Annotated in this window: 22 protein-coding genes; 7 read left to right on the top strand and 15 right to left on the bottom strand. The window is 67.1% G+C overall.

Features of this window, described 5'->3' with window-relative positions; translation table 11 throughout:
* Window positions 1-12: 12 nt before the first annotated feature.
* The 3 genes from ABIE24_RS03435 to ABIE24_RS03425 form a co-directional block, all read right to left on the bottom strand.
* A complete protein-coding gene (locus ABIE24_RS03435; protein ID WP_354496837.1) occupies window positions 13-789 on the bottom strand; it encodes an enoyl-CoA hydratase in 777 nt (258 codons plus the stop codon).
* Complete coding sequence (gene mmsB / locus ABIE24_RS03430; protein ID WP_354496835.1) at window positions 786-1703, bottom strand: 3-hydroxyisobutyrate dehydrogenase; 918 nt, start codon at window positions 1701-1703, stop codon at window positions 786-788. The genes ABIE24_RS03435 and mmsB overlap by 4 nt, the downstream gene beginning before the upstream one ends.
* Before the next feature lie 76 nt (window positions 1704-1779).
* Window positions 1780-2922 carry an acyl-CoA dehydrogenase family protein gene (locus ABIE24_RS03425; RefSeq protein ID WP_354496833.1) on the bottom strand — a complete coding sequence of 381 codons (1143 nt, stop codon included), beginning with the start codon at window positions 2920-2922 and terminating at the stop codon, window positions 1780-1782.
* Window positions 2923-3038: 116 nt separating this feature from the next.
* On the opposite strand from ABIE24_RS03425, the gene ABIE24_RS03420 reads away from it, so the two are divergent.
* Both ABIE24_RS03420 and ABIE24_RS03415 read left to right on the top strand, forming a co-directional pair.
* Complete coding sequence (locus tag ABIE24_RS03420; protein WP_354496831.1) at window positions 3039-4058, top strand: TIGR03560 family F420-dependent LLM class oxidoreductase; 1020 nt, start codon at window positions 3039-3041, stop codon at window positions 4056-4058.
* A gap of 120 nt (window positions 4059-4178) precedes the next feature.
* Window positions 4179-4760: a nitroreductase family protein gene (locus ABIE24_RS03415; RefSeq protein WP_354496829.1), complete on the top strand. Its 582-nt coding sequence runs from the start codon at window positions 4179-4181 to the stop codon at window positions 4758-4760.
* 9 nt (window positions 4761-4769) lie between these two features.
* Here ABIE24_RS03415 and ABIE24_RS03410 read toward each other — a convergent pair whose 3' ends face one another.
* The gene (locus ABIE24_RS03410) at window positions 4770-6920 is read right to left on the bottom strand and encodes an ATP-dependent Clp protease ATP-binding subunit (protein WP_354496827.1); all 2151 of its coding nucleotides are present in this window, start codon (window positions 6918-6920) and stop codon (window positions 4770-4772) included.
* A 210-nt stretch (window positions 6921-7130) separates the two neighbouring features.
* Here ABIE24_RS03410 and ABIE24_RS03405 point away from each other — a divergent pair, with 210 nt between their 5' ends.
* Complete coding sequence (locus ABIE24_RS03405) at window positions 7131-7262, top strand: hypothetical protein (RefSeq protein WP_354496825.1); 132 nt, start codon at window positions 7131-7133, stop codon at window positions 7260-7262.
* Window positions 7263-7334: 72 nt separating this feature from the next.
* Window positions 7335-8498, top strand: coding sequence for an N-methyl-L-tryptophan oxidase (gene solA, locus ABIE24_RS03400; RefSeq protein WP_354496823.1), 1164 nt, complete (start codon window positions 7335-7337; stop codon window positions 8496-8498).
* 88 nt (window positions 8499-8586) lie between these two features.
* On the opposite strand, the gene ABIE24_RS03395 is transcribed toward solA, so the two are convergent.
* The 5 genes from ABIE24_RS03395 to clpS all read right to left on the bottom strand — a co-directional run bounded on the left by ABIE24_RS03395 (window position 8587) and on the right by clpS (window position 12566).
* Window positions 8587-8931 carry a hypothetical protein gene (locus tag ABIE24_RS03395; RefSeq protein WP_354496821.1) on the bottom strand — a complete coding sequence of 115 codons (345 nt, stop codon included), beginning with the start codon at window positions 8929-8931 and terminating at the stop codon, window positions 8587-8589.
* A gap of 73 nt (window positions 8932-9004) precedes the next feature.
* The gene (locus ABIE24_RS03390; RefSeq protein ID WP_354496819.1) at window positions 9005-10384 is read right to left on the bottom strand and encodes an LLM class flavin-dependent oxidoreductase; all 1380 of its coding nucleotides are present in this window, start codon (window positions 10382-10384) and stop codon (window positions 9005-9007) included.
* A 146-nt stretch (window positions 10385-10530) separates the two neighbouring features.
* Entirely contained in the window at window positions 10531-11718 is a 1188-nt protein-coding gene (locus ABIE24_RS03385) for a glycosyltransferase family 4 protein (protein ID WP_354496817.1), read from the bottom strand.
* Window positions 11719-11751: 33 nt separating this feature from the next.
* Entirely contained in the window at window positions 11752-12285 is a 534-nt protein-coding gene (locus ABIE24_RS03380; protein ID WP_354496815.1) for a DUF2017 family protein, read from the bottom strand.
* Window positions 12282-12566 (bottom strand): ATP-dependent Clp protease adapter ClpS, encoded by a 285-nt coding sequence (gene clpS / locus ABIE24_RS03375; protein WP_354496813.1) that lies wholly within the window; start codon window positions 12564-12566, stop codon window positions 12282-12284. The genes ABIE24_RS03380 and clpS overlap by 4 nt, the downstream gene beginning before the upstream one ends.
* 79 nt (window positions 12567-12645) lie before the next feature.
* Here clpS and fgd point away from each other — a divergent pair, with 79 nt between their 5' ends.
* The 3 genes from fgd to lhgD all read left to right on the top strand — a co-directional run bounded on the left by fgd (window position 12646) and on the right by lhgD (window position 15922).
* Window positions 12646-13683: a glucose-6-phosphate dehydrogenase (coenzyme-F420) gene (gene fgd, locus ABIE24_RS03370; RefSeq protein ID WP_354496811.1), complete on the top strand. Its 1038-nt coding sequence runs from the start codon at window positions 12646-12648 to the stop codon at window positions 13681-13683.
* Window positions 13683-14462 carry an MBL fold metallo-hydrolase gene (locus ABIE24_RS03365; RefSeq protein ID WP_354496809.1) on the top strand — a complete coding sequence of 260 codons (780 nt, stop codon included), beginning with the start codon at window positions 13683-13685 and terminating at the stop codon, window positions 14460-14462. Before fgd ends, ABIE24_RS03365 begins: the two co-directional genes overlap by 1 nt.
* Before the next feature lie 260 nt (window positions 14463-14722).
* Window positions 14723-15922: an L-2-hydroxyglutarate dehydrogenase gene (gene lhgD, locus ABIE24_RS03360; RefSeq protein ID WP_354496807.1), complete on the top strand. Its 1200-nt coding sequence runs from the start codon at window positions 14723-14725 to the stop codon at window positions 15920-15922.
* On the opposite strand, the gene ABIE24_RS03355 is transcribed toward lhgD, so the two are convergent.
* The 6 genes from ABIE24_RS03355 to dnaK form a co-directional block, all read right to left on the bottom strand.
* Window positions 15923-17044 (bottom strand): class I SAM-dependent methyltransferase, encoded by a 1122-nt coding sequence (locus tag ABIE24_RS03355; protein ID WP_354496805.1) that lies wholly within the window; start codon window positions 17042-17044, stop codon window positions 15923-15925.
* A 51-nt stretch (window positions 17045-17095) separates the two neighbouring features.
* Window positions 17096-18148 (bottom strand): hypothetical protein, encoded by a 1053-nt coding sequence (locus ABIE24_RS03350; RefSeq protein ID WP_354496803.1) that lies wholly within the window; start codon window positions 18146-18148, stop codon window positions 17096-17098.
* A gap of 79 nt (window positions 18149-18227) precedes the next feature.
* The gene (locus ABIE24_RS03345) at window positions 18228-18641 is read right to left on the bottom strand and encodes a heat shock protein transcriptional repressor HspR (protein WP_354496801.1); all 414 of its coding nucleotides are present in this window, start codon (window positions 18639-18641) and stop codon (window positions 18228-18230) included.
* Between the two features lie 5 nt (window positions 18642-18646).
* A complete protein-coding gene (locus ABIE24_RS03340; protein WP_354496799.1) occupies window positions 18647-19633 on the bottom strand; it encodes a DnaJ C-terminal domain-containing protein in 987 nt (328 codons plus the stop codon).
* 5 nt (window positions 19634-19638) lie between these two features.
* A complete protein-coding gene (locus tag ABIE24_RS03335; protein ID WP_354496797.1) occupies window positions 19639-20268 on the bottom strand; it encodes a nucleotide exchange factor GrpE in 630 nt (209 codons plus the stop codon).
* 2 nt (window positions 20269-20270) lie between these two features.
* Complete coding sequence (dnaK, locus tag ABIE24_RS03330) at window positions 20271-22151, bottom strand: molecular chaperone DnaK (protein WP_354496795.1); 1881 nt, start codon at window positions 22149-22151, stop codon at window positions 20271-20273.
* Window positions 22152-22212: the final 61 nt, after the last annotated feature.

Genomic DNA, 22212 nt, shown 5'->3' with positions numbered 1-22212 from the left:
AGCGGGAATGGCTCAGCGATGCGTGAACGCCGCCTGCCGTTTTTCGCTGAACGCCGCCATGCCTTCCTTCTGGTCCTCCAGGGCGAAGGTGGCGTAGAACGCCCGGCGCTCGAAGCGAACACCTTCGGCGAGCGTCGACTCGGACGCGACCTTCACGGCCTCCTTCGCCGCGTACGCAACCGGCAGCGACTTCGCCGCAATCGCCGTCGCTGTGGCGATGGCGTCGTCGAGCAGTTCGGCTGCCGGCACGACGCGGGCGACCAGCCCGGCCCGTTCCGCTTCGTCAGCGCCCATCGTGCGACCGGTGAGGATCAGCTCCATGGCTTTCGCTGTGCCGATCGCCCTCGTCAGACGCTGCGTCCCACCCATCCCAGGGATCACGCCGAGGTTGATCTCCGGTTGCCCGAACGTCGCGCTGTCCGAGGCGAGGATGATGTCACACATCATGGCGAGTTCGCATCCGCCACCAAGCGCGTAGCCCGCCACGGCGGCGATGGTCGGGGTCCTCACGGCCGCGAAGTCGTCCCATCCCGAGAACAAGCCGCCGAGAGAGACGTCCTGGAAACTCCGGTTCGCGATCTCCTTGATGTCGGCGCCGGCGGCAAAGGCACGTTCGGAGCCGGTGAGAACGATGGCGCCGACACCGGGATCGTCATCGAACACGCTCGCAGCCTGGACGACCTCGATCATGAGCGCTTCGTTGAGCGCGTTGAGGGCCTGAGGGCGGTTGAGCGTGATGATGCCAACGCGCCCGCGCTGCTCGACGAGGATGTTCTCGTAGTCGGTCATGACTCCTGCTTTCTGCTGCGCTCGCGAATATCTTCGATGATGCCGGAGAAGTCACGGTTTGCTCCGGTTCCATCCGCGAAGCGCCGGTATATCGTGCTTGCGAGCATGCCGATCTCGGAGTGGACACCCGCCGACCGGATCGCCTGCTCGGCCAGTCCCAGGTCCTTCGCCATGAGCGCCCCCGCGAACCCGGGCTCATAGTTCCTGTTCGCGGGGCTCGTCGGGACGGGGCCGGGCACGGGGCAGTTGGTCGTGAGCGCCCAGCATTGTCCGGAGGCATTGGATGCCACGTCGAAGAGCGTCTGGTGTGACAGGCCCAGCGTCTCGCCCAGCACGAATGCCTCGCTCACCGCGATCATCGACGCGCCCAGGATGAGGTTGTTGCAGACCTTCGCGGCCTGGCCGAGACCGGGTCCTCCGCAGTGCACGATTCGGCCGCCCATCACCTCGAAGACGGGCAGGGCGGCCGCGAAGTCATCGTCCTGCCCTCCCACCATGAAGGCGAGGGTCCCGGCGGCCGCGCCGACCGTCCCGCCGGAGACAGGGGCATCCATGGCGCGGTGCCCAGCGGCAACCGCCAACTCATTCGCCCGCAGGGCGTCGCCCACGGCGATCGTCGACGAGTCGATGAAGAGGGTTCCCGGCCGGGCGGATGCCAGCAGCCCAGGGTCCTCACGCGACCCGGTGTAGGCGTCGATCACATCCGGACCGCTGGGGAACATGGTGATCACGATGTCGGCCGATGCGACCGCGTCGATGGCGGTGGCCGAGACCGGGAGCCCCGCCGCCTGCGCGCTCGTCATCGCCGCGGGAACGACGTCGAAACCGGTCACCTGGTAGCCGGCAGCCATCAGGTTGAGGGCCATGGGTCCGCCCATGTGGCCGAGGCCGAGGAAGGCGATTGTCGAAGTCATTGTGATCTTCTCTCTCGACGACGTCGTCGTGGTCGCGTGGCGATGCCCGCGGTCGACCGCGCGCAGACGGGGTGGGTCATGCCGACTTCTCCACGACCGCCCGGCCGACGATGAGCCGCATGATCTCGTTCGTTCCTTCGGCGATCTGGTGCACCCGAAGGTCGCGGACCACCTTTTCGACACCGTACTCAGTGAGGTAGCCGTTTCCCCCGTGTAATTGCAGTGCCGAGTTGGCGACGGAGAAACCCACATCGGTGGCGAACCTCTTGGCCATGGCGCACAGGCTGGCCAGGTCGGCCTGTGCCGTGTCCAGTGCCCACGCAGCATGGCGGAGCAGGCAACGCGCAGCCTGCAGCTCGGTCTCCATGTCGGCGACGGCGAAGACGAGCGCCTGCTGCTCGCTGAGTGGTTTGCCGAATGCCTGCCGGTGCCTGATGTACGCCACCGCGCGGTCGAGCGCCCACTGGGCTCCGCCGATCGAACAGGCGCCGAGGTTGAGCCGTCCGCCGTGGAGCCCGGTCATCGCGATGCTGAACCCGCTGCCTTCGTCTCCGAGCCGGTTCGCAACGGGTACGCGGACGTCGCGGAAGATCACCTGGCGGGTTGGCTGGGCCTTCCAGCCCATCTTTATGTCGGGTGGGCCGAAAGACAGGTTTTCGGCTTCGGCGGGCACGACGATGGCGCTGATGCCTTGAGGCCCTGGCCCCCCGGTGCGCGCCATCACGACGTAGACGCTGGAGGCGCCTGCGCCCGACGTGAACTTTTTGGTCCCGTTGATCACGTAAGTATCCCCGTCGCGCACCGCGGATGTCGTGATCGCTGCGGCATCCGACCCGGCATCGGGTTCGGTGAGACAATAACTACCCAGATGCTCCATCGACGCGAGTTTCGGTATCCAGCGGTGCCGCTGCTCGTCGGAGCCGAAGGCGTCGATCATCCCGACCACCATGTTGTGGATCGAGATGTAGGCAGCGATCGCGGTGTCGCCTTTGGCGAGTTCCTCGAAAATGACGATGGAGTCACTGCGGCGAAGGCCGGCCCCGCCGACGTCTTCCCGGGCGTGGATGCCACCGAGCCCGAGTTCGCCTGCCTGGCGCAGCACGTCGACCGGGAAGTGTTTTTGCTGGTCCCATTCGACCGCATGCGGCGCGAGCCGGGCAGCGGCGAAATCGCGCACAGCGGAGACGATCGCCTGCTGTTCGTCGCTGGGCACGATCATGTCTGTGCGTTGCTTTCCCGTCGCCGGTTGGCGTGTGTCCGCTGATCCTATTTGCGGGCCACCGTCTTTACTAGGGGTTCACAGGGAGCGACACCGTGCCCCTTATGCTGGCACCCATGAGATTTGGAACTTTCATCCCACAGGGATGGCGACATGACCTCGTTGGAATCGACCCCGCAGAGCAGTGGGAGACGATGAGCAGCCTGGCGGCCCATGCGGATGCCGGCGCCTGGGAATCGATCTGGGTGTACGACCACTTCCACACGGTGCCGGTGCCGTCGGAGGAGGCGACCCACGAAGCATGGACGCTGATGTCCGCTTTCGCCGCCACCACGAAACGCGTGCGTCTCGGCCAGATGTGCACCTGCATGAGCTACCGCAACCCGGCATACCTGGCCAAGGTTGCGGCGACGATCGACGTCATCTCCGGCGGTCGGGTCGAGATGGGCATCGGCGGCGGCTGGTACGAGCACGAGTGGCGCGCGTATGGCTACGGCTTCCCCAGCGCGGGCGACCGGCTCGGCCGGCTCGACGAGGGCGTCCAGATCATGAAGCAGGCGTGGGAGACCGGTACCGCCACCCTCGACGGCAAGCACTACCAGGTCGACGGCGCCATCGTCCGTCCGCTGCCCCTGCAGGAGGGTGGCATCCCGTTCTGGATCGCCGGAGGAGGCGAAAAGGTCACACTCCGCATTGCCGCGAAGTACGCGCAGTACACCAACTTCGACGGCTCCCCCGAAGGATTCCAACACAAGAGCGCGATACTGCGCGGGCACTGCGACAAGATCGGGCGCGACTTCGACGAGATCGTTCGCAGCTCGAACTACAACGTCGTCATCGCCGACACCGAGGCGGAGGTGGCCGACCGGCTCGACGCCATCCAGGCCCGCGTCACGCCATACCTCGGAGAGGCGAAGGCTACCGAGTTCATGGCCGAGTACCGCAGCGGCAAGGCGCTGGGCGTCGGAACCCCTGAGCAGATCGTGGAGCGTCTGGGTGCGATGGAGGATCGCGGGCTCGCGTATGCCATCACGTACTTCCCTGAAGCGGCATACGACCGGTCGGGGATGGAGCTGTTCGAGCGCGAGGTCCTCCCGGCGTTGAGTGGCGACGAAGCAGAGAGCGAGGCCGCGTAACGTTCCGACCCCGACGTCACAAAAAGCGAAGGCGCCGCGGAATACTCCGCGGCGCCTTCTGCTTGCATCTGACTGGGTCAACGGCGACGTGAGAACAACACCGCACGACCGAAGGAAGCCATGACCACCATCACCCGCACCGCCGTCACCAGCGAACCGATCCACGAGATCCTCGCCGAGCGCTGGAGCCCCCGCTCCTTCGACACGAGCGTCGACGTGCCGGAAGCGAAGATCACGGCAGCCCTCGAAGCCGCCCGCTGGTCGGCATCCGCGTCGAACACGCAGCCGTGGCGCTTCATCGTCGCCCGCCGCGGCACCGCTGAGCACGCCACGATCGTCGAAAACCTGATGGGTTTCAACCAGGCCTGGGCGGTGTCGGCGCACGTGCTCGTCGTCAACCTCGCCGTCACGGCTGAGGACGGAACGCCGCTGCGCTGGGCGCAGTACGACCTCGGCCAGGCGGTCGCCCACCTCTCGGTCCAGGCCCACCACGACGGTCTTCACGTGCACCAGATGGGCGGTATCGAGATCGACGGCCTGCGTGCCGCATTCGCCCTCGATCCGGCGCTGGAGCCGATGTCCGTCACCGCCCTCGGCGTGCTCGGCGCCCCCGAGGCACTGGCCAGTGACGTGCTCCGCGAACGCGAGGTCGCGCCGCGCCGCCGCCGCCCACTCGACGAGCTCGTGCTCGTCAGCGCGTAGCCACCGGCGTCAGACCGGGACTGCGACGGTGCCGACCGTGAGCGAATCGCCGGCCGGGTCGAGGTCGACGCGGACGGTGTTGCCGTCACGGACCGTGCCGTCGAGGATCGCCGTTGCCAGCCGGTCGTCGATCTCGTTCTGGATGAGCCGCCGCAACGGGCGGGCCCCGTAGATCGGATCGTAGCCGCGTTCGGCGAGCCAGCTGCGGGCATCCGGTGTCACCGCGAGTTCGAGGCGGCGCTCATGCAGCCGGCGCTGCAGCCTGTCGATGTACAGCTCGACGATCTGGCTCAGGTCCTCTTCGGTCAGAGCCGAGAACACGACGATGTCGTCGAGCCGGTTCACGAACTCCGGCTTGAACGCCTGGCGGACGAGCTGCTGCACCGCCTCCTCCTTCTCCGGCCAGGACAGGCCGGAGTCGACGAGGAACTGGGAACCCAGGTTGGAGGTGAGGATGAGGATCGTGTTGCGGAAGTCGACCGTGCGCCCCTGGCCGTCGGTGAGCCGGCCATCGTCGAGCACCTGCAGCAGCACGTCGAACACCTCGGGGTGCGCCTTCTCGATCTCGTCGAAGAGAACGACGGAATACGGCCGACGGCGCACCGCCTCGGTCAGCTGACCGCCCTGCTCGTACCCGACGTATCCGGGAGGCGCACCGACCAGTCTGGAGACCGAGAACTTCTCGCCGTACTCCGACATGTCGATCCGCACCATGGCCTTCTCGTCGTCGAAGAGGAACTCGGCGAGCGCCTTGGCCAGCTCGGTCTTGCCGACACCGGTGGGACCGAGGAACATGAACGAACCCGTCGGACGGTTGGGGTCGGAGATGCCCGCGCGGGTGCGCCGGACGGCATCCGCCACCGCTTTGACCGCCTGCTTCTGGCCGACGAGCCGCTTGCCGAGCTCGGTCTCGAGGTGCAGCAGCTTCTCGGTCTCGCCCTGCAGAAGACGACCGACGGGGATGCCGGTCCACGCGGCGATGACGGCGGCGATGTCGTCGGCCGAGACCTGGTCGTTGACCATGAGCGGGCTCTCGTTCTCTGCCCGCTCGGCCTCGGCGATCTCCTTCTCGATCTTCGGGATGACTTCGTATTCGAGCCGCGAGGTCTCCTGATAGTCCGCCTCGCGGAGAGCACGGTCGCGACGGGACTTCATCTCGTCGAGCTGGGTCTTGAGGTCACCGACCCGGTTGAGGTTGGCGCGCTCCTTCTCCCAGCGCGAAGCCAGTTCGTCGAGGGACGCCTGCTTCTCGGCCATGTCCTCGCGGAGTTTCTCGAGGCGCTCCTTCGACGCGTCGTCCTTCTCTTTCTTCAGGGCGAGCTCTTCGAGCTTCAGCCGGTTGACGCTGCGTTGCAATTCGTCGAGCTCGACCGGCGAGGAGTCGATCTCCATCCGCAGCCGCGACGCGGCCTCGTCGATCAGATCGATCGCCTTGTCAGGCAGCTGCCGTGCCGGAATGTACCGGTTCGAGAGGGATGCCGCCGCGACGAGTGCCGAGTCGGCGATGGTCACCTTGTGGTGCGCCTCGTAGCGCTCCTTGAGCCCGCGCAGGATCGCGATGGTGTCTTCGACGCTCGGCTCCCCCACGTAGACCTGCTGGAACCGCCGCTCCATGGCGGCATCCTTCTCGATGTATTCGCGGTATTCGTTGAGCGTCGTCGCGCCGATCATGCGCAGTTCACCGCGCGCAAGCATGGGCTTGAGCATGTTGGACGCGGCGACCGATCCCTCGCCGGCGCCCGCGCCCATGAGGGTGTGCAGCTCGTCGATGAAGGTGATGATCCGGCCTTCGGCCTCGTTGATCTCCTGCAGCACGGCCTTGAGCCGTTCCTCGAACTCGCCTCGGTACTTCGCCCCGGCAACGAGGGCAGCGAGGTCGAGAGCGACGATCTGCTTGTTCTTCAGCGATTCGGCGACGTCACCCTCCACAATGCGCTGGGCGAGTCCCTCGACGACGGCCGTCTTGCCGACGCCAGGCTCGCCGATGAGCACCGGATTGTTCTTGGTGCGCCGGGTCAGGACCTGGCTGATGCGACGGATCTCAGCGTCCCGGCCGATGACCGGGTCGAGCTTGCCTGACCTCGCGATCTCGGTCAGGTTCACTCCGTACAGTTCGAGGGCGCTCTTCTGCTCGTCCTGCGGGTACTGGCCGGGTTGCATGCGATCTCCTTCAAAGTTGAGTCTGTCTGGCTCAACTTTACCAAGGACCACACGATGGCGCCAGCCATTCGGAGCCGCGTAGCCTGACGAATCAGGCTCTTCCCAGAAAGGACACCGCAGGCACCCACTTTCATCTTCCACGGAAGCATTGCGTCGTTCTTTCCCCGGTCGAAGAAGACGGTCACGCTCAGGTTCCGCACCGGCGCCACGATGGTCGATCCCCTCGGCCTCTTCGAAGGCGATGGCGAGGTCTCCCGGGTCGCGCGGTTTGCGGACAGCGCCGATCTTGAAGAGAAGACGCCGGCGCTCGAGGTTCGTGAGTGGATCCACTCGAAGAGCTGACCGCGAGGGGGCGTGGGATGGCTGGCAGACTGGACGAGAGAAGCGGGAGTCCCCGCGAGAAACGGAAGTGCCATGTCAGACGTCGATGTCATTGTGATCGGACTCGGATCCATGGGCGGAGCGGCCGCCAACACGCTCGCCCAGCGGGGCTTGAGCGTACTCGGGCTCGAGCGGTTCTGGCCGTCGCACGACCGCGGCTCCGCGCACGGCGGCACCCGGATCATCCGGCAGTCGTACTACGAGGGAGTCGAGTACGTTCCGCTGCTGCTTCGCGCCTACGAGGGCTGGCGGCGGCTCGAGGAGCAGTCCGAGCAGAAGCTCGTCACGATCACCGGCGGCATCTACATCGGCGATCCCGATGAGGAGACATTCACCGGCGCACTGCGGTCAGCCCGCCAGTGGGACCTGCCGCACGAGGTGCTGTCGAGCGCTGAGATCACGGCACGGTTCCCCGCGATGCGGCCGGCCGATCACGCCGTCGGCCTGTTCGAGGCCAACGCCGGCTTCGTGAACCCCGAAGCCACCACGGCGGCGAACATCCGGGTGGCGACGGAGCACGGAGCCCGGTTGCACTTCGGTGAAGCGGTCCGTTCCTGGACCGCCACGCGCGGCGGCGGGGTGGAGGTGGTGACCGAACACGGAACGTACGGCGCGGACCGGCTGGTCGTCGCGCCCGGTGCCTGGTCAGCGCAGTTGCTGGGTGAGGTGGGCGCGCCCGTGGCATCCGAACGCCAGGTCATGTACTGGTTCGAACCGGGGTACTCCCCCGGCCGGCCCGTGTTCGAGGATTACGCGGTCGGCAGGCAGCCGGTGTTCATCGAACGCACCGACGGCAACGAGCAGGTGTACGGCTTCCCGATCGCAGACGGACCGGGTGGCGGCATCAAGATCGGCTTCTTCCACGAAGAGCGTCCCACCGATCCGGATGCCGTCGATCGCGCGGTGCTCCCGTTCGAGGTCGCGCGGATGCAGTCGCGGGCACTCGACCTGTTTCCGCACCTGACCGGGCGCCTGATCGACGCGAAAACCTGCCTGTATCCGAGCGCACCCGACGACCACTTCATGATCGGACTGCACCCGGAGCACTCGCAGGTGACGATCGCAACCGGCTTCGGCGGCCACGGCTTCAAATTCGTGCCGGTCATCGGCGAGATCGCCGCCGACCTGTCGACACGGGGACGGACGGACCTGGCGATCGACCTGTTCGCGGTGGACCGGCCCGCCCTGCAGGGCTGAGCGGGGCAGAAAAGAGCAACGGCAGGTCAGCTGAGTCTTCCGAGGGGCATCGGATGAGGTCGGCTGACCTGCCGTCACAACTTTTCGATTATCGCCCAGCCGGGGGGACAATCGGTGGAGCCAGCGGCGTGTCGTCGTCAATATGTGTGTCGTCGGCGCCGACCCGTGGCGCGTCTTCTCCGGCCGGCCCTGCGGACGCGGCGAACTCGCTCGGGGACTCACCGGTGACATTGCCGGGGTGGGTTTCGTCGAAGGCGTCGAGGATGCCGTTGGTCTGGTCGAACGGGTGGGCGACGTCGCCGAGAACGCCCATGTTGTCGTCCGTGGTGTCCGCGGACGTGGAGCCGGTGTTGGCGGCATCCGTGCGATCAGCGCGCTGAACGTCAGCGTCGTTGGTCTTCAGCTCGTCTCTCATGTCTCGTGTATCGCTCATACCTGTGACGGTACGCGTGACACATTCTGCGGCAAGACCCTTGACATTCTGCTCAAACAGGGTCGCCAACGGGTCACACGCGGATCGAGCTGACCTTGAACCCCGCGCCGCGGTGCTCGGGCGGGAGTTGGTCGCCGCGGCCGTGCAGCTTGTTGCGCAGGGTGCCCGGGGCGTAGTCGCTCGGGTACGCATCCCGTGCCTGCAGCTCGGGAATCACGAACTCGACGATGTCCTCGAACGTGCCCGGCGTGATCGCGTAGGCGAGGTTGAAGCCGTCGACGTCGGTGTCGTCGACCCACGACTGCAGCTGGTCCGCGACGTCGGAGCCCGATCCGATGATCCGGGTACCCAGACCGCCGATGCCGGCCCAAGCGGCGATGTCGCGCACGGTCCACTCGCTTCCGTCTTCCGATGCCGCCTGGAAGTTCGCGACGGCCGACTGGATGGCGTTGCTCTTCACGTCGCCGATCGGGTCGTCGAGGTCGTACTGGGAGAGGTCGATGCCCATCCAGCCCGACATGAAGACGAGAGCACCTTCGACACTCGCGTACTGCTGGTAGTCCTCATGCTTGGCCTGCGCCTTCTCCGTGGTCTCGTCGGTGATGATCGTGACGAGCTGGTAGATCTTCGCGGAGTACCGGTCCCTGCCGGCCGCTTCGAGGGCATCCCGGATCTTCGACACGGTCGCCTTGAGCAAGGCCTTCGTCGGCGAGCCGACGAAGATCGCCTCGGCGTTCTCGGCGGCGAACTGGATGCCCCGCCCGGAGGCGCCGGCCTGGAAGATCACGGGCGTGCGCTGCGGCGACGGTTCGGACAGGTGGATGCCCGGCACCGTGAAGTTCTTGCCTTCGTGCCCGATCTCGTGCACCTTGGCCGGGTCGGTGAAGACGCCGGTCTCGCGGTCGCGGACGACGGCGTCGTCCTCCCACGAGCCCTCCCAGAGCTTGTAGAGCACTTCGAGGTATTCGTCGGCGATGTTGTACCGCTCGTCGTGTTCGATCTGGTCGTCGTGCCCCATGTTGCGCGCGGCGCTGGGCAGGTAGCCGGTGACGACGTTCCAGCCGATCCGGCCTTTGGTGAGGTGGTCGAGGGTGGAGAGGCGGCGCGCGAACGGGTACGGGTGCTCGTACGCGGTTCCTGCGGTGATGCCGAAGCCGAGGTTCTTCGTGACGGCGGCCATCGCCGAGACGAGCAAAAGCGGGTCGCTCACCGGAACCTGCGCGCCGTTGCGCAGGGCTGCTTCGTGGTTGCCGCCGTAGACGTCATAGGTGCCGAGCACGTCGGCGATGAACAGGCCGTCGAACTTGCCGCGCTCGAGCAGCTGGGCCAGTTCGGTCCAGTAGCTGAGGTCGGTGTACCGGTGCGACTGGTCGTCCGGGTGGCGCCAGAGCCCGGGCGACTGGTGGGCGACGCAGTTCATGTCGAAGGCATTGAAGCGGATGTGACGAGGCATTCGTCCATGGTGCGCGCTCGGTCGCTCCGACGCGAGAGCGGCCGCAACATGGCGTCACAGAGACCGCCGCGCCGCGAAGTCATCCGTTCCGGACGAGAACACCCGGCGCGCCGGAGAACTGCGACCGAAACGGGTGACCAGGCGGGTCAGCGTCGCGCGAGCACCCGCTCGTAGACGCCGATCATCCGCGCCGTCTGGGAGCTCTGCCGGAACGCACGACTGGTCTGCGGTTCGACCACCAGTGCCGAACCGGATGCCACATCGGCGGCCACCGAACGGATCGCTTCGGCGAGCGCCGGCACCGATCCGTCGGCCGGTTGCCAGTAGACGCCGTTGGGGAGTTCGCCGGCGATATTCGGGTCGCTCACGATCGACGGGGTCCCGAGCGCCGCCGCCTCGAAGACGGTCATGCCCTGCGTCTCGAACCCGATCGACGTCTGCACAAGGGCGTCCGCCGAGGCGATCGCGGTCAGCGCCTCCTGATAGGGCACCTTCCCGGCGAACACCACTCGGCCGTCGAGGCCGTGTTCGCGCACGAACGACTGCGCTTTCTTCAGCAGGAGGCCCGCGCCGTACAGCCGGAATTCGGCGTCGACGCCCGACAGGCGGATCGCGTCCAGATACTCGAGGATGCGCTTCTCAGAGCTCATCCGTCCCATCCAGACAAACAGGGGACGGTCGCCTGAGTGAGGCACCGCATCCCGCAGCACCTGTTCGACGACGGAATCATCGGCGCCCGTGAGGATCACCTCGACGTCGGCTGCGACACCGTTGCGCTCGAGCAGCGACGCGAAGTGACCGCTCGGTGCCGTCGAGGCATCCGCCCGGAGGGCAAGCTCGTTGAGGTAGGCCCACGCGCTCGGAGCGAGAACCGACCGCGCTGGCTTGAGGACCCGGTGCTGCCACCAGAGCAGTGCGCGAATGGCCACGGCCGGAACCGGGACGACCTGTTCGAGGCCGAACTCCATGTGGTTGTGGAACGTGTGCACCGCCCGGATGCCGTGCCTCGCCGCGTACCGGTACCCCAGCATCGCGCCCCAGTAGTCGGCCTGCACGTGGACGATGTCGACGGGTGGGCGGGTGGCGAGTGCTGCGTCGAGGAACCGGTCAGCGCGACGGCCGACGAGGGTCATCGAGTATTCGCGATCGAGTGTGATCGGAACGGACGGGGTGTCGATGTAACCGGGGCTCCCGACGTGGTCCCGATGCATTCTCGGAGCGCACACGGTCACCGTGTGACCATCCTGCTCGAGGAAGCGCTTCTGCAGCCTGAGGGAGACCTGCACCCCGCCGAGCGAGTCCGCGTGCTGGTCGCTGAACATCAGTATGTGCATGGTGCTTCTAGGCTAGCGGGGCGCTCGCCCCCTCTAGCCTGTGATGCCCTCGACTTCTTCCAGCGCCTCGAGCAACGAGCCTTGCGCGAAGCCGAACCAGTCGTAGAGGCTTTCCACGTATTCGGCGTCAGGCGTCTCGATCCCGCCCTCGTCGGTGACGGTCGCGATTCCGAGGCTCGTGGCGAGCACGAGCCGCAGGTCCGTCAGCGTTCCGAGCCAGTACATCGCGTGCTCCCGGTCGAGTTGCACAAGTCGGACCTCACCGTCGGTGGTCCGCCGGGACTGGGCGATCCGGAAGGAGGCAAGCACCCCCCTCGCATTCTCGACCTTGCGGTCGATGAGGTCGTCGAGGGTGAAGCGACGGAATTCGTCGGCCGACCCCGGGTCGTCGGCGTACGCATCCGGAAACAGGCGCGCCAGCACACTGGGCTCGACGTCGGCTTCGCCCTCTTTGACCCGCTCGAGCAATCCGATGATCTGCTCGACCAGATCGATGAACAGTGCGACCTCCTGGGTCTCGAACTCGGCGAGGAGGTCACCGCCGGGTGTTGCGTCGAATGCCCTCATTCCGGAACCTTCACCAACGTCGACAGAAGTCCGAAGCCGTGCATGGCCGCGACGTGCCGTTCCATCTCTTCCCGGGTCCCCGTCGCTACGACAGCGCTGCCGGAGTTGTGGACCTGGAGCATGAGTTCGTCGGCGCGGGCGCTGCTGAATCCGAAGTAGTTGCGAAAGACCCACGACACGTAGGTCATCAGGTTCACCGGGTCGTCCCAGACAACAGTGTTCCAGGGCGTGCCGAGCGTCAGCGACTCGGCGAGGTCCAGGCGGTGGTCTAGTTGTGGCACGCTCCAAGCTTTGCACTGTCAAGCGGCAATGCCCAGTGCAGTTCCGGAGCAAGGCCCGATAGTGTCGAAACGTCGGCGAATGACGCCGGGAGTTCTTGGTGTGGAGGCGCTCGTGTTGAAGTTGGGTGTGAAGGCGTCGGCGGAGCAGTTCGGGCCGCGCGACCTCGTTGAACTGGGCGTCAAGGCCGAGGAGCACGGATTCGACAGCGTCACCGTGAGCGACCACTTCCAGCCCTGGCGGCACAACGGCGGCCACGCGCCGTTCTCCCTCGCCTGGATGACCGCAGTCGGTGAGCGAACGGAACGGATCCAGATCGGCACGTCCGTTCTGACGCCGACCTTCCGCTACAACCCGGCCGTCGTCGCCCAGGCGTTCGCCACCATGGGCTGCCTCTACCCGAACCGGGTGTTCCTCGGTGTCGGCACCGGCGAGGCTCTCAACGAGATCGCCACAGGGTTCCGGGGCGAATGGCCTGAATTCAAGGAGCGGTTCGCCCGCCTGCGCGAGTCGGTCGACCTCATGCGCCAGCTCTGGGTCGGTGACCGTGTGGACTTCGAGGGCGAGTACTACACGACCACAGGCGCGTCCATCTACGACGTGCCAGACGGCGGCATCCCGGTCTACATCGCTGCAGGCGGGCCGGTCGTCGCCCGATACGCCGGTCGCGCCGGTGATGGGTTCATCTGCACCTCCGGCAAGGGCATGGAGCTGTACACCGACAAGCTGCTGCCCGCCGTCGCCGAAGGCGCCGAGAAGGCCGGCCGGAACCCCGCCGACATCGACAAGATGATCGAGATCAAGATCTCGTACGACACCGATCGCGAGGTCGCACAGGAGAACACCCGGTTCTGGGCACCGCTGTCGCTCACCCCCGAGCAGAAGCATTCCATCGACGACCCGATCGAGATGGAGGCTGCGGCCGACGCCCTGCCGATCGAACAGGTCGCCAAACGCTGGATCGTCTCGAACGACCCGGACGAAGCCGTCTCGCTGATCAAACCGTATCTCGACGCCGGTCTCAACCACCTCGTCTTCCATGGCCCTGGGCACGACCAGAATCGGTTCCTCGACCTGTTCGCGCGGGACATCGCACCCCGGCTGCGCGAACTGGGCTGATGGGCGTGCCTGTGCACTCCAGCGCGCTCACCCGTGTGGTCCTGGCCCCCAATCCCGGGCCGATGACGCTCGACGGAACCAACAGCTACCTGATCGGCGCCGCTGATTCCCCGTCGGTCGTCGTTGTCGATCCCGGCCCGGACGATCCCGGCCACCTCCGATCGCTGGCGAACGCCGGGCCCGTCGAACTCATCCTCATCACCCACCGCCACCGCGACCACACGGCGGGCAGCGCGGAACTCGCCCGGCTGACCGGCGCCCCCGTGCGCGCGTTCGACCCGGCCTTCTGCATCGACGGCGACCCGCTGACCGACGAGGAGGAGATCTCCGCCGCGGGAGTTCGCATCAGCGTCGTCGCCACGCCGGGGCACACCGCCGACTCGGTGTGCTTCGTCCTCGCTGCCGACGGCGCCGGGTCGATCCTCACCGGGGACACCATCCTCGGCCGGGGAACGACGGTGATCGCCGCCCCCGACGGCGACCTCGCCGACTACCTCGACTCGCTCGCAACGCTGCGCCGCCTCGGCTCGCTCGCGGTCCTGCCGGCGCACGGACCGGGCCTCCCCGATCTCGCCGGAATCTGCGACAACTACCTCGCCCACCGGCGCCAGCGGCTCGACGAGGTGCGCGCGGCGCTGGAGCGATTGGGGGCGGATGCCACCACCTCCGCGGTCACGGACCTCGTCTACGCCGACATCGACCCGGCTGTCCGTTTCGCTGCCGAGCACTCGGTCGAGGCGCAGCTGGCCTACCTGAGAACGACCGACGGACTCGACTGAGCCATGCCGGGGCGCCCGCCCGAACCCCACCCTTCGAGGCCCCTTGCTCGGCCACAAACGGATGCAGCACCCGCCGCTCCGACAAAACGGCAGGATTTTTCGACGAAATCGCAGCCGTTCCTGCCGGAGCACGCCCGACCAGGGACCGCAGTCGGCCCTGACGTGCCCCCGATGGGTGGACGACAGCCGTCAGGCATCCCCCTAGGATGAACAGCCGAGGCAACCTCACGTTGGGCTGCCTGGCACGGGACGGGAAACTCATGGCTGAGCGCATCGGAGTCGTCGGCGGCGGAATCGTCGGGGTCGCCCTCGCCCGCGCGCTCACCCGGCACGGACTGGGTGAGGTCACCGTTCTCGAGAAGGAGCGCCGGCTCGCCCTGCACCAGACCGGCCGTAATTCAGGCGTGGTGCACGCCGGGCTCTACTACGCCCCCGGCTCGCTCAAGGCCAGGCTCTGCGCCATCGGCCGCGAACTCACCCGCGAGTTCTGCGCAGAGAAAAAGCTCCCCTACCGCGAAGTCGGCAAGCTCGTCGTCGCCGTGACGAGCGCCGAGTTGCCCGCCCTCGCCGACATCGAGGCCCGGGCGACGGCGAATGGCGTCCCGGGACTCCGGCGCGTGAACCCCGACGAGCTGCGCGCCCTCGAACCACACGCCGCCGGAGTCGCTGCCCTGCACTCCCCGCACACCGCGGCGGTCGACTACACGGCGATCACGGAGGCGATGGCCGACGACGTGAGGCAGGGCGGTGGGCGGATCCTCCTCGGTCACGAGGTGACCGCGATCTCCACAGTCCCGTCCGGCGTTCGGGTGGTCACGCCGACGGACGACTTCACCTTCGACCGGCTCATCGTCTGCGCCGGGTTGCAGTCGGATGTCGTCGCCCGATTCGTCGGCGCGTCGGCGTCGCCGAAGATCCTGCCCTTCCGCGGTGAATACTGGGCGCTGGCGCCGGCACGACAGCATCTGGTCCGCGGGATGATCTACCCGGTCCCTGATCCCCGTTTCCCGTTCCTTGGCGTGCACTTCACCCGCGGCGTCTACGACGACGTCCACGTCGGCCCGAATGCCGTGCCGGCCCTCGCCCGTGAGGGGTACACCTGGGGCCGGATCTCTGCACGCGACACCTGGGCGTCCCTGACCTGGCCGGGAGCGGCCGGCCTGGCGCGGGCACACTGGCGCATGGGAGCGAAGGAGATCGCGGCATCCCTCGTCAAACGCCTCTACTTCGCTGAGGCCCGACGATTCATTCCCGAACTCGAGATGGCCGATCTCAGCCACAAGACGGCCGCGGGCGTGCGGGCGCAGGCCTGGGATCGCAGCGGCGCCCTGCTCGACGACTTCGCCGTCGACCCGGTCGGCGCGGTCACCCTGCTCCGGAACGCGCCGTCACCCGCAGCGACCTCGGCGATGGCGATCGCCGATCACGTCATCGACACCTACGTCCGGGTGCGCCGCTGATCAGCGCGCAACCGACACGGTGACGGTGAACTTCGTGTTCCGCCCCAGCTGCCTGGTCGGTCCGACCGTACGATCGAGCGTCGGCCGATAGCCGAGATGCGAGTTCCACACGGTCCACAATTCGCCGCCCGGTTTCAGCACACGGGCCGCATCGTCGAAGAGTTTCTGCGCGATTCCCGCGTGCACGGTCGCGCCGACGTGGAACGGCGGATTCAGCACGATCAGCTCCGCTGAGGAATCCGGCCAGCCCGACAAGCCGTCGTCGCGCACCACGGTGATGCGGTCCGCGAGCCCGTTCGCTCCTGCGGTCTGGCGGGCGGATGCCACGGCCGCCGCGGACTGGTCGGTGGCCGTCACCCGCATGGCCGGCCGGGCCCGGGCGAGAGCCGCGGCGATCACCCCCGTGCCGCACCCGAGGTCGATCGCCGTTTCGGCCGCGGGGAGCCCGTCGAGAAAACCGAGGAGGAACCGGGTGCCGATGTCGACCTTCGTGCCCGCGAAGGCGGCGCCGTGGGCACACACCCACAGGCCGAGGTCGTCATGGAACTCCCGCGCCGGCCAGCGCGAGTTCCCCACCGGCCGGCGCGGTTCCCGCGCGGTGAGAACGCGTGACTTCTGCTGCGCGAGCGATGCGGTGACCGACCCGAACAAGGCGCCGAGGACGTCGGTCATCGCGTGGGCCATGTGCTTGACCCGTCCGCCGGCGTACACCGTGACATCCGCTGCCGCATGCCTCGCAATCAGGTCGGCGATTTCGGCGAGGGCGTCGAGCGACCGCGGCAACTGCAGCACGACGACGCGAGCCCCCTCGACGACGGATGCCTCCAGCGGCAGATTCGTATACCCATCGGATCGTGAGAGGGTCGCCGCGTTGTTCGCGAGGGCTCGCTCACCCGAAAGCTCATCCTGGTGCACGCGGATGCCGGTGGCCCCGGCAGCGACAGCGCCCAGCGTCAGCGCGCCGAAACGATCTCCGATCACCGCGACATCGCCCGGTGCCGATGCAGCAAGATCCGCTGCTGCCACGTCGAGCAGGAGCCGATCGGTGGCGTCGAAGGCGAACAGGTTCGGCGCCGAAATTTCGGGCCAGCGGCTCAGCCGTTCGAAGGGGAAGTCCGTCACCGTCTCAGGCTAGCGGGGCCGCCGCGGGGCCGGGCACGCACCCCGGCCGCGTCAGCTCCTTCCCGGCTGCTGCTCCTGGCGTTCGCGGAACGCGTGCGCCATCCACCACCAGCTGAGCAGGCCGATCCCGGCGTTCACGAGAACACTGAGGAGGAGGAAGCCCACGCCGATGCCGATGAACGGTGCGACGTCGAAGCCGGTCAGGTCGGGCACCCCGCCGACCCCCTCGGGTGACCCGATGTCTGGCGTCCAGAGGTTGAACAGCCCGGATATCGGCGAGCTCAGGGCGCTCAGCGCCCAACTGCCCACGATCGCGATCCCGAGGGCGCTCCAGGTGACGGCGACCGGGCGGTTCACCCGGTGGCTGCGGAGGATCCCGAGGCTGGCGAGGTAGCCGAGAATCCAGAGGATGATGCCGAGGATGACCAGACCGATCATCCAGGGCAGGAACGTGGACCACGCGTCGGCGATGAACCGTTCGAAGTCCTCCGGCGGCACACCCCCGTCGATCGAGATGTCGTCGCGACTGTTCGTCGCCGCCCAGGAGAACAGCGTGCTGAAGAGCGCGCCGAACAGGCCGATGGCAAGCGGGATCGCGACGAGGGCGAAACCGAGGCTCATGAGCGAGAAGCCGACGGCACCGGCAAGCATCGCTCCGCGCTTCTGCCGGGGCGCGAGAGGTGGTCGCGGCGGCACTGCCGGGCGTGCCGGGGCCTGTGCGATATAGCCGGGCTGCGGGTATCCCTGCTGCACCGGGTACTGCTGCTGCGGATAACCGTGCTGCTGCGCCGGATAGCCCGGCTGCGGTGGATATTGCTGCGGATAGCCCTGCGGCGGATACTGCTGCGGGTAACCCTGGTGGGGCGGGTATTGGCCGGGGTTACCCGCCTGCTGCGGATAGCCGGGCTGCTGGATCGGGCCCGGTGCGGCCGGCGACGCGCCGGCCGGGGGCAACGGCGTTCCCTGCGGAGGCGCGAGGGGAGAACCCGGTGGCGGGCTGGCCTGCTCGCCCTGGCCGGGCCGCGGTTCTGTCGGCGGGTCAGGCTCGCGCTGCGGGGTGACTGACGGTTTCTCGTCCGGAATTCGGGGCTCGTTCTCGCTCATGCGGCTCAGCTTAACCACCGACCCGGATCGGCGTAACCCACCCTGGGTACCGATCGGAACCGCCCTGGGTACCGGCAGCTCAACGCTGGAACGGCCGCCAGACGACGAGTTCGGTTCGTCGCTGCGCCCGCGTGCCGCTCTTGAGAGGGACGACGTCACCCTGGGACCCGGCGGCGAACACCCGGCGCCCCGGCGACTTGACGAGTTCATCGGCGAGCGCGTGTTCGAGCTCGCGCACGCGGGCGCGCAGGGCGACGACCTCGTTCTCGAGGGCGAGGATACGACCGATGCCTTCAAGGCTGACGCCTTCGGCGCTGAGCCGCGCGACCTCACGCAACTGCACGACATCGCGCATCGAGTACCGCCGGGATTTACCCGCGGTCCTCGTTGGGGAGACGAGGCCGAGCCGGTCGTACTGCCGCAGCGTCTGCGGATGCATTCCGGCCAGCTCGGCCGCCATCGCGATCGCGAAGATCGGCGAATTCTCGTCCATGATCGTTATCCCCGGGCCCGGACGATGAGGTCGTCGCGCGGGTTTTCGTGCGGTTCGAGCTCGTGGAAGCGCTCGAGCGCAGCACGTGCCTCAGCGCTGAGGTGCGACGGCACCGCAACCTGGACGACCGCGAGCAGGTCGCCTGTGCCTTTCGAGGTCGACACGCCGCGTCCTTTGACCCGCAGCACGCGGCCGGAAGGAGTCCCGGGCGCGACCCGCAGCTTGACCGGCTCACCGCCGAGGGTCGGCACCTCGATCGTCGCGCCGAGCGTCGCCTCGACGAACGTCACAGGAACGTTCACCCGCAGGTTCAGCCCGTCGCGCTCGAACACCGGGTGCTTCCGCACCGCGACGGTGAGGACGAGGTCGCCAGCGGGCCCGCCGTCGGGAGACGGGTGGCCCTTGCCGCGCAGCTTGATCTTCTGGCCGTCGGCGACCCCGGCGGGAATGTTCACCTTGATCGTTCGCCCCTCAGCGGTCTGCAGGGTGATCTGGTCACCCTTCGTCGCCGTGAGGAAATCGATGGTGGTGGATGCCGTGACGTCGCGGCCGGGGGTCGGGCCGCCGAAGCCGCGGTAACCGCCGCTCGGCTGGCCGAAACCACCGCGCCCGAAGACCCCGCCGAGGATGTCGTCGAAGTCGGCCTGCTGGTAACTCGTGCTTCCCCCGCGTCCGCCACCGCCGAACATCCCGCCGAAGACGTCGTCGAACCCGCCGCCCGCGCCGCCGCCACCGGGGGCGGTGAAGCGGGCGCCGGAGCCCATGGCGCGGACCGCGTCGTACTCCTTGCGCTGTTCAGGGTCGTTGAGAACGGAATACGCCTCGCTGAGTTCCTTGAACTTTGCTTCTGCGTTCAGATCGCCCGCGTTGGAGTCGGGGTGATACTTGCGCGCGAGCTTGCGATAGGTCTTCTTCAGTTCGGCCGGTGTGACATCCTTCTTCACGCCGAGAATCTTGTAGAAGTCCTTATCGAACCAGTCCTGACTTGCCATCAGGCCTACTCGGGAACGGCGACAACGACCTTGGCCGCCCGCAGGAGAGTCGAACCGATCGTGTAACCGGTCTCGACGACGTCGAGGATGGTTTCGGTTTCGACGTCGGGGCTGGGCTGCTGGAAGATCGCCTCGTGCAGGTTGTGGTCGAACGGCTCGCCTTTTTCACCGAACGGCGCGAGGCCGAGCTTCGCGATGCTCGTGCGCAGCTTCGCGGCGATCGCCGAGAACGGGGTGTCGGCCTCGAGGTCACCGTGCTTCTCGGCGCGGTCGATGTCGTCCAGCACCGGGAGCAGCACTTTGATGACGTCACCGGTCAGGCGCTCGCGTTCCATCTCGCGGTTGGCCTCGGTGCGCTTGCGGTAGTTCGCGTATTCGGCGCTCACGCGCTTGAGGTCGACGAGGTGCTCGTGTTCCGGGGAGGCGTCAGCGACGCGTTCCGCATCGACCTCCTCCTCGAGACCGTCGGCCTGGGCTGCGTCGAGGATGTCCTGGACGGTGAGTTCGTCGTCGTCGATCGTTTCGGGGAGTTCGGAGTCCACCTGCGACTCAGGGTCGGAAGCAATCGCTTCCGACCCTTCGTCCACTGGCTGAACCTCGTCGCCGTTTTCTGGAGTCGGGTTCGTGTCAGTCATCGTTACTTTCGTGCCCCCGTCGAAGAGTCGGTCTCGGTCTCGTCGTCGACGACTTCAGCGTCAACGACATCCTCCTCGGATGCCGCATCCGCCGGCTGCTCAGCGCCGCCGGTGGGTGCTGATTCAGCCTGCTGCGCCTGCGAGTAGATGGCCTCGCCGAGCTTCACCTGGCTCTCGTTGAGCTTGTCGTACGCGGTCTTCACCGCGGCCTCGTCGTCTCCGGCGAGGGCCGACTTGAGCGCGTCGACATCGCCCTGCACGGAACTCTTGACGTCTTCAGGCAGCTTGTCGGCGTTCTCACGGATCAGCTTGTCGATCGAGTAGGCGAGCTGCTCGGCCGTGTTGCGGGTCTCGGCTGCCTCGCGGCGGGCCTTGTCCTCTGCAGCGTGCTCCTCAGCTTCGCGAACCATGCGCTCGATGTCTTCCTTCGCCAGCGACGAACCGCCGGTGATGGTCATCGACTGCTCCTTGCCCGTGCCCTTGTCCTTCGCGGACACGTGCACGATTCCGTTGGCGTCGATGTCGAAAGTCACCTCGACCTGCGGGATGCCGCGGGGCGCGGGGGCGATTCCGGTGAGCTCGAACGTGCCGAGGTTCTTGTTGTCGCGCGTGAATTCGCGCTCGCCCTGGAACACCTGGATCGCGACGGACGGCTGGTTGTCGTCCGCGGTGGTGAAGGTTTCGCTCCGCTTGGTCGGGATGGCCGTGTTGCGCTCGATGAGCTTGGTCATGATGCCGCCCTTGGTCTCGATACCGAGAGACAGCGGGGTGACGTCGATGAGCAGGACGTCCTTGCGCTCGCCCTTCAGCACGCCGGCCTGGAGAGCGGCGCCGACGGCGACGACCTCGTCAGGGTTGACGCCCTTGTTCGGGTCCTTGCCACCGGTCTCCTGCTTGACCAGGTCGTAGATGGCGGGCATACGGGTCGATCCACCGACGAGAACGACGTGCGCGATGTCGCCGACGGAGATTCCCGCCTCGCGGATGACGTCCTGGAACGGCTTCTTGGTGCGGTCGACGAGGTCGCTCGTCATCTGCTCGAACTGCGCGCGGGTGAGCGTCTCGTCGAGGTTGGCCGGGCCGTTGGCTGTGAGCGAGAGGTACGGCAGCTGGATCGAGGTGGACATGCCCGAGGACAGTTCCTTCTTCGCCTGCTCGGCGGCTTCCTTGAGGCGCTGCTTGGCGATCTTGTCGTTCGAGACGTCGACGCCGGTGGTCTCCTTGAAGCGCTTGATCAGGTGCTCGACGATGCGCTGGTCCCAGTCGTCTCCACCGAGGCGGTTGTCACCGGCGGTTGCACGGACCTGGATGGTCGAGAAGTCGTCGTCCTTGCCCACTTCGAGCAGGGAGACGTCGAACGTTCCACCACCGAGGTCGAAGACGAGAATGAGCTCGTCTTCCTTGCCCTTGTCCAGGCCGTATGCCAGCGCGGCGGCGGTGGGCTCGTTGATGATGCGGAGGACGTTGAGTCCGGCGATCTCACCGGCCTCCTTGGTGGCCTGGCGCTCGGCGTCGTTGAAGTACGCGGGAACGGTGATGACGGCATCCGTCACGGTGTCGCCGAGGTACTGCTCGGCGTCGCGCTTGAGCTTGGCGAGGATGCGGGCCGAGATCTCCTGCGGCGTGTACTTCTTGTCGTCGACCGCGAAGGTCCAGTTGGTGCCCATGTGGCGCTTGACGGATGCGATGGTGCGGTCGACGTTGGTGACGGCCTGGCGCTTCGCGGTCTCGCCGACGAGCACCTCGCCGTCCTTCGTGAACGCGACGACCGACGGGGTGGTGCGGAGGCCCTCGGCGTTCGCAATGACGGTGGGCTCACCACCTTCGAGGACGGCCACACACGAGTTGGTGGTTCCGAGGTCAATTCCTACTGCACGTGCCATGTGTTTTATCTCCTTAGGACCGGTCAGGGTCTTTTCGATGTCGGCCGGGTTGCGGCCAGCA

Origin of the sequence: Mycetocola sp. 2940 (assembly GCF_040548835.1) — a bacterium.
Classification (GTDB): domain Bacteria; phylum Actinomycetota; class Actinomycetes; order Actinomycetales; family Microbacteriaceae; genus Mycetocola_A.
Note: the sequence above shows the minus strand (reverse complement) of the source record. Positions and strands in the feature narration are given on the sequence as shown.

Coding starts and splice junctions, on each gene's coding strand:
- ABIE24_RS03435 (WP_354496837.1), bottom strand. CDS start 789: ATGACCGACTACGAGAACATCCTCGTCGAGCAGCGCGGGCGCGTTGGC.
- mmsB (WP_354496835.1), bottom strand. CDS start 1,703: ATGACTTCGACAATCGCCTTCCTCGGCCTCGGCCACATGGGCGGACCC.
- ABIE24_RS03425 (WP_354496833.1), bottom strand. CDS start 2,922: ATGATCGTGCCCAGCGACGAACAGCAGGCGATCGTCTCCGCTGTGCGC.
- ABIE24_RS03420 (WP_354496831.1), top strand. CDS start 3,039: ATGAGATTTGGAACTTTCATCCCACAGGGATGGCGACATGACCTCGTT.
- ABIE24_RS03415 (WP_354496829.1), top strand. CDS start 4,179: ATGACCACCATCACCCGCACCGCCGTCACCAGCGAACCGATCCACGAG.
- ABIE24_RS03410 (WP_354496827.1), bottom strand. CDS start 6,920: ATGCAACCCGGCCAGTACCCGCAGGACGAGCAGAAGAGCGCCCTCGAA.
- ABIE24_RS03405 (WP_354496825.1), top strand. CDS start 7,131: ATGGTCGATCCCCTCGGCCTCTTCGAAGGCGATGGCGAGGTCTCCCGG.
- solA (WP_354496823.1), top strand. CDS start 7,335: ATGTCAGACGTCGATGTCATTGTGATCGGACTCGGATCCATGGGCGGA.
- ABIE24_RS03395 (WP_354496821.1), bottom strand. CDS start 8,931: ATGAGCGATACACGAGACATGAGAGACGAGCTGAAGACCAACGACGCT.
- ABIE24_RS03390 (WP_354496819.1), bottom strand. CDS start 10,384: ATGCCTCGTCACATCCGCTTCAATGCCTTCGACATGAACTGCGTCGCC.
- ABIE24_RS03385 (WP_354496817.1), bottom strand. CDS start 11,718: ATGCACATACTGATGTTCAGCGACCAGCACGCGGACTCGCTCGGCGGG.
- ABIE24_RS03380 (WP_354496815.1), bottom strand. CDS start 12,285: ATGAGGGCATTCGACGCAACACCCGGCGGTGACCTCCTCGCCGAGTTC.
- fgd (WP_354496811.1), top strand. CDS start 12,646: ATGACGCCGGGAGTTCTTGGTGTGGAGGCGCTCGTGTTGAAGTTGGGT.
- ABIE24_RS03365 (WP_354496809.1), top strand. CDS start 13,683: ATGGGCGTGCCTGTGCACTCCAGCGCGCTCACCCGTGTGGTCCTGGCC.
- lhgD (WP_354496807.1), top strand. CDS start 14,723: ATGGCTGAGCGCATCGGAGTCGTCGGCGGCGGAATCGTCGGGGTCGCC.
- ABIE24_RS03350 (WP_354496803.1), bottom strand. CDS start 18,148: ATGAGCGAGAACGAGCCCCGAATTCCGGACGAGAAACCGTCAGTCACC.
- ABIE24_RS03345 (WP_354496801.1), bottom strand. CDS start 18,641: ATGGACGAGAATTCGCCGATCTTCGCGATCGCGATGGCGGCCGAGCTG.
- ABIE24_RS03340 (WP_354496799.1), bottom strand. CDS start 19,633: ATGGCAAGTCAGGACTGGTTCGATAAGGACTTCTACAAGATTCTCGGC.
- ABIE24_RS03335 (WP_354496797.1), bottom strand. CDS start 20,268: ATGACTGACACGAACCCGACTCCAGAAAACGGCGACGAGGTTCAGCCA.
- dnaK (WP_354496795.1), bottom strand. CDS start 22,151: ATGGCACGTGCAGTAGGAATTGACCTCGGAACCACCAACTCGTGTGTG.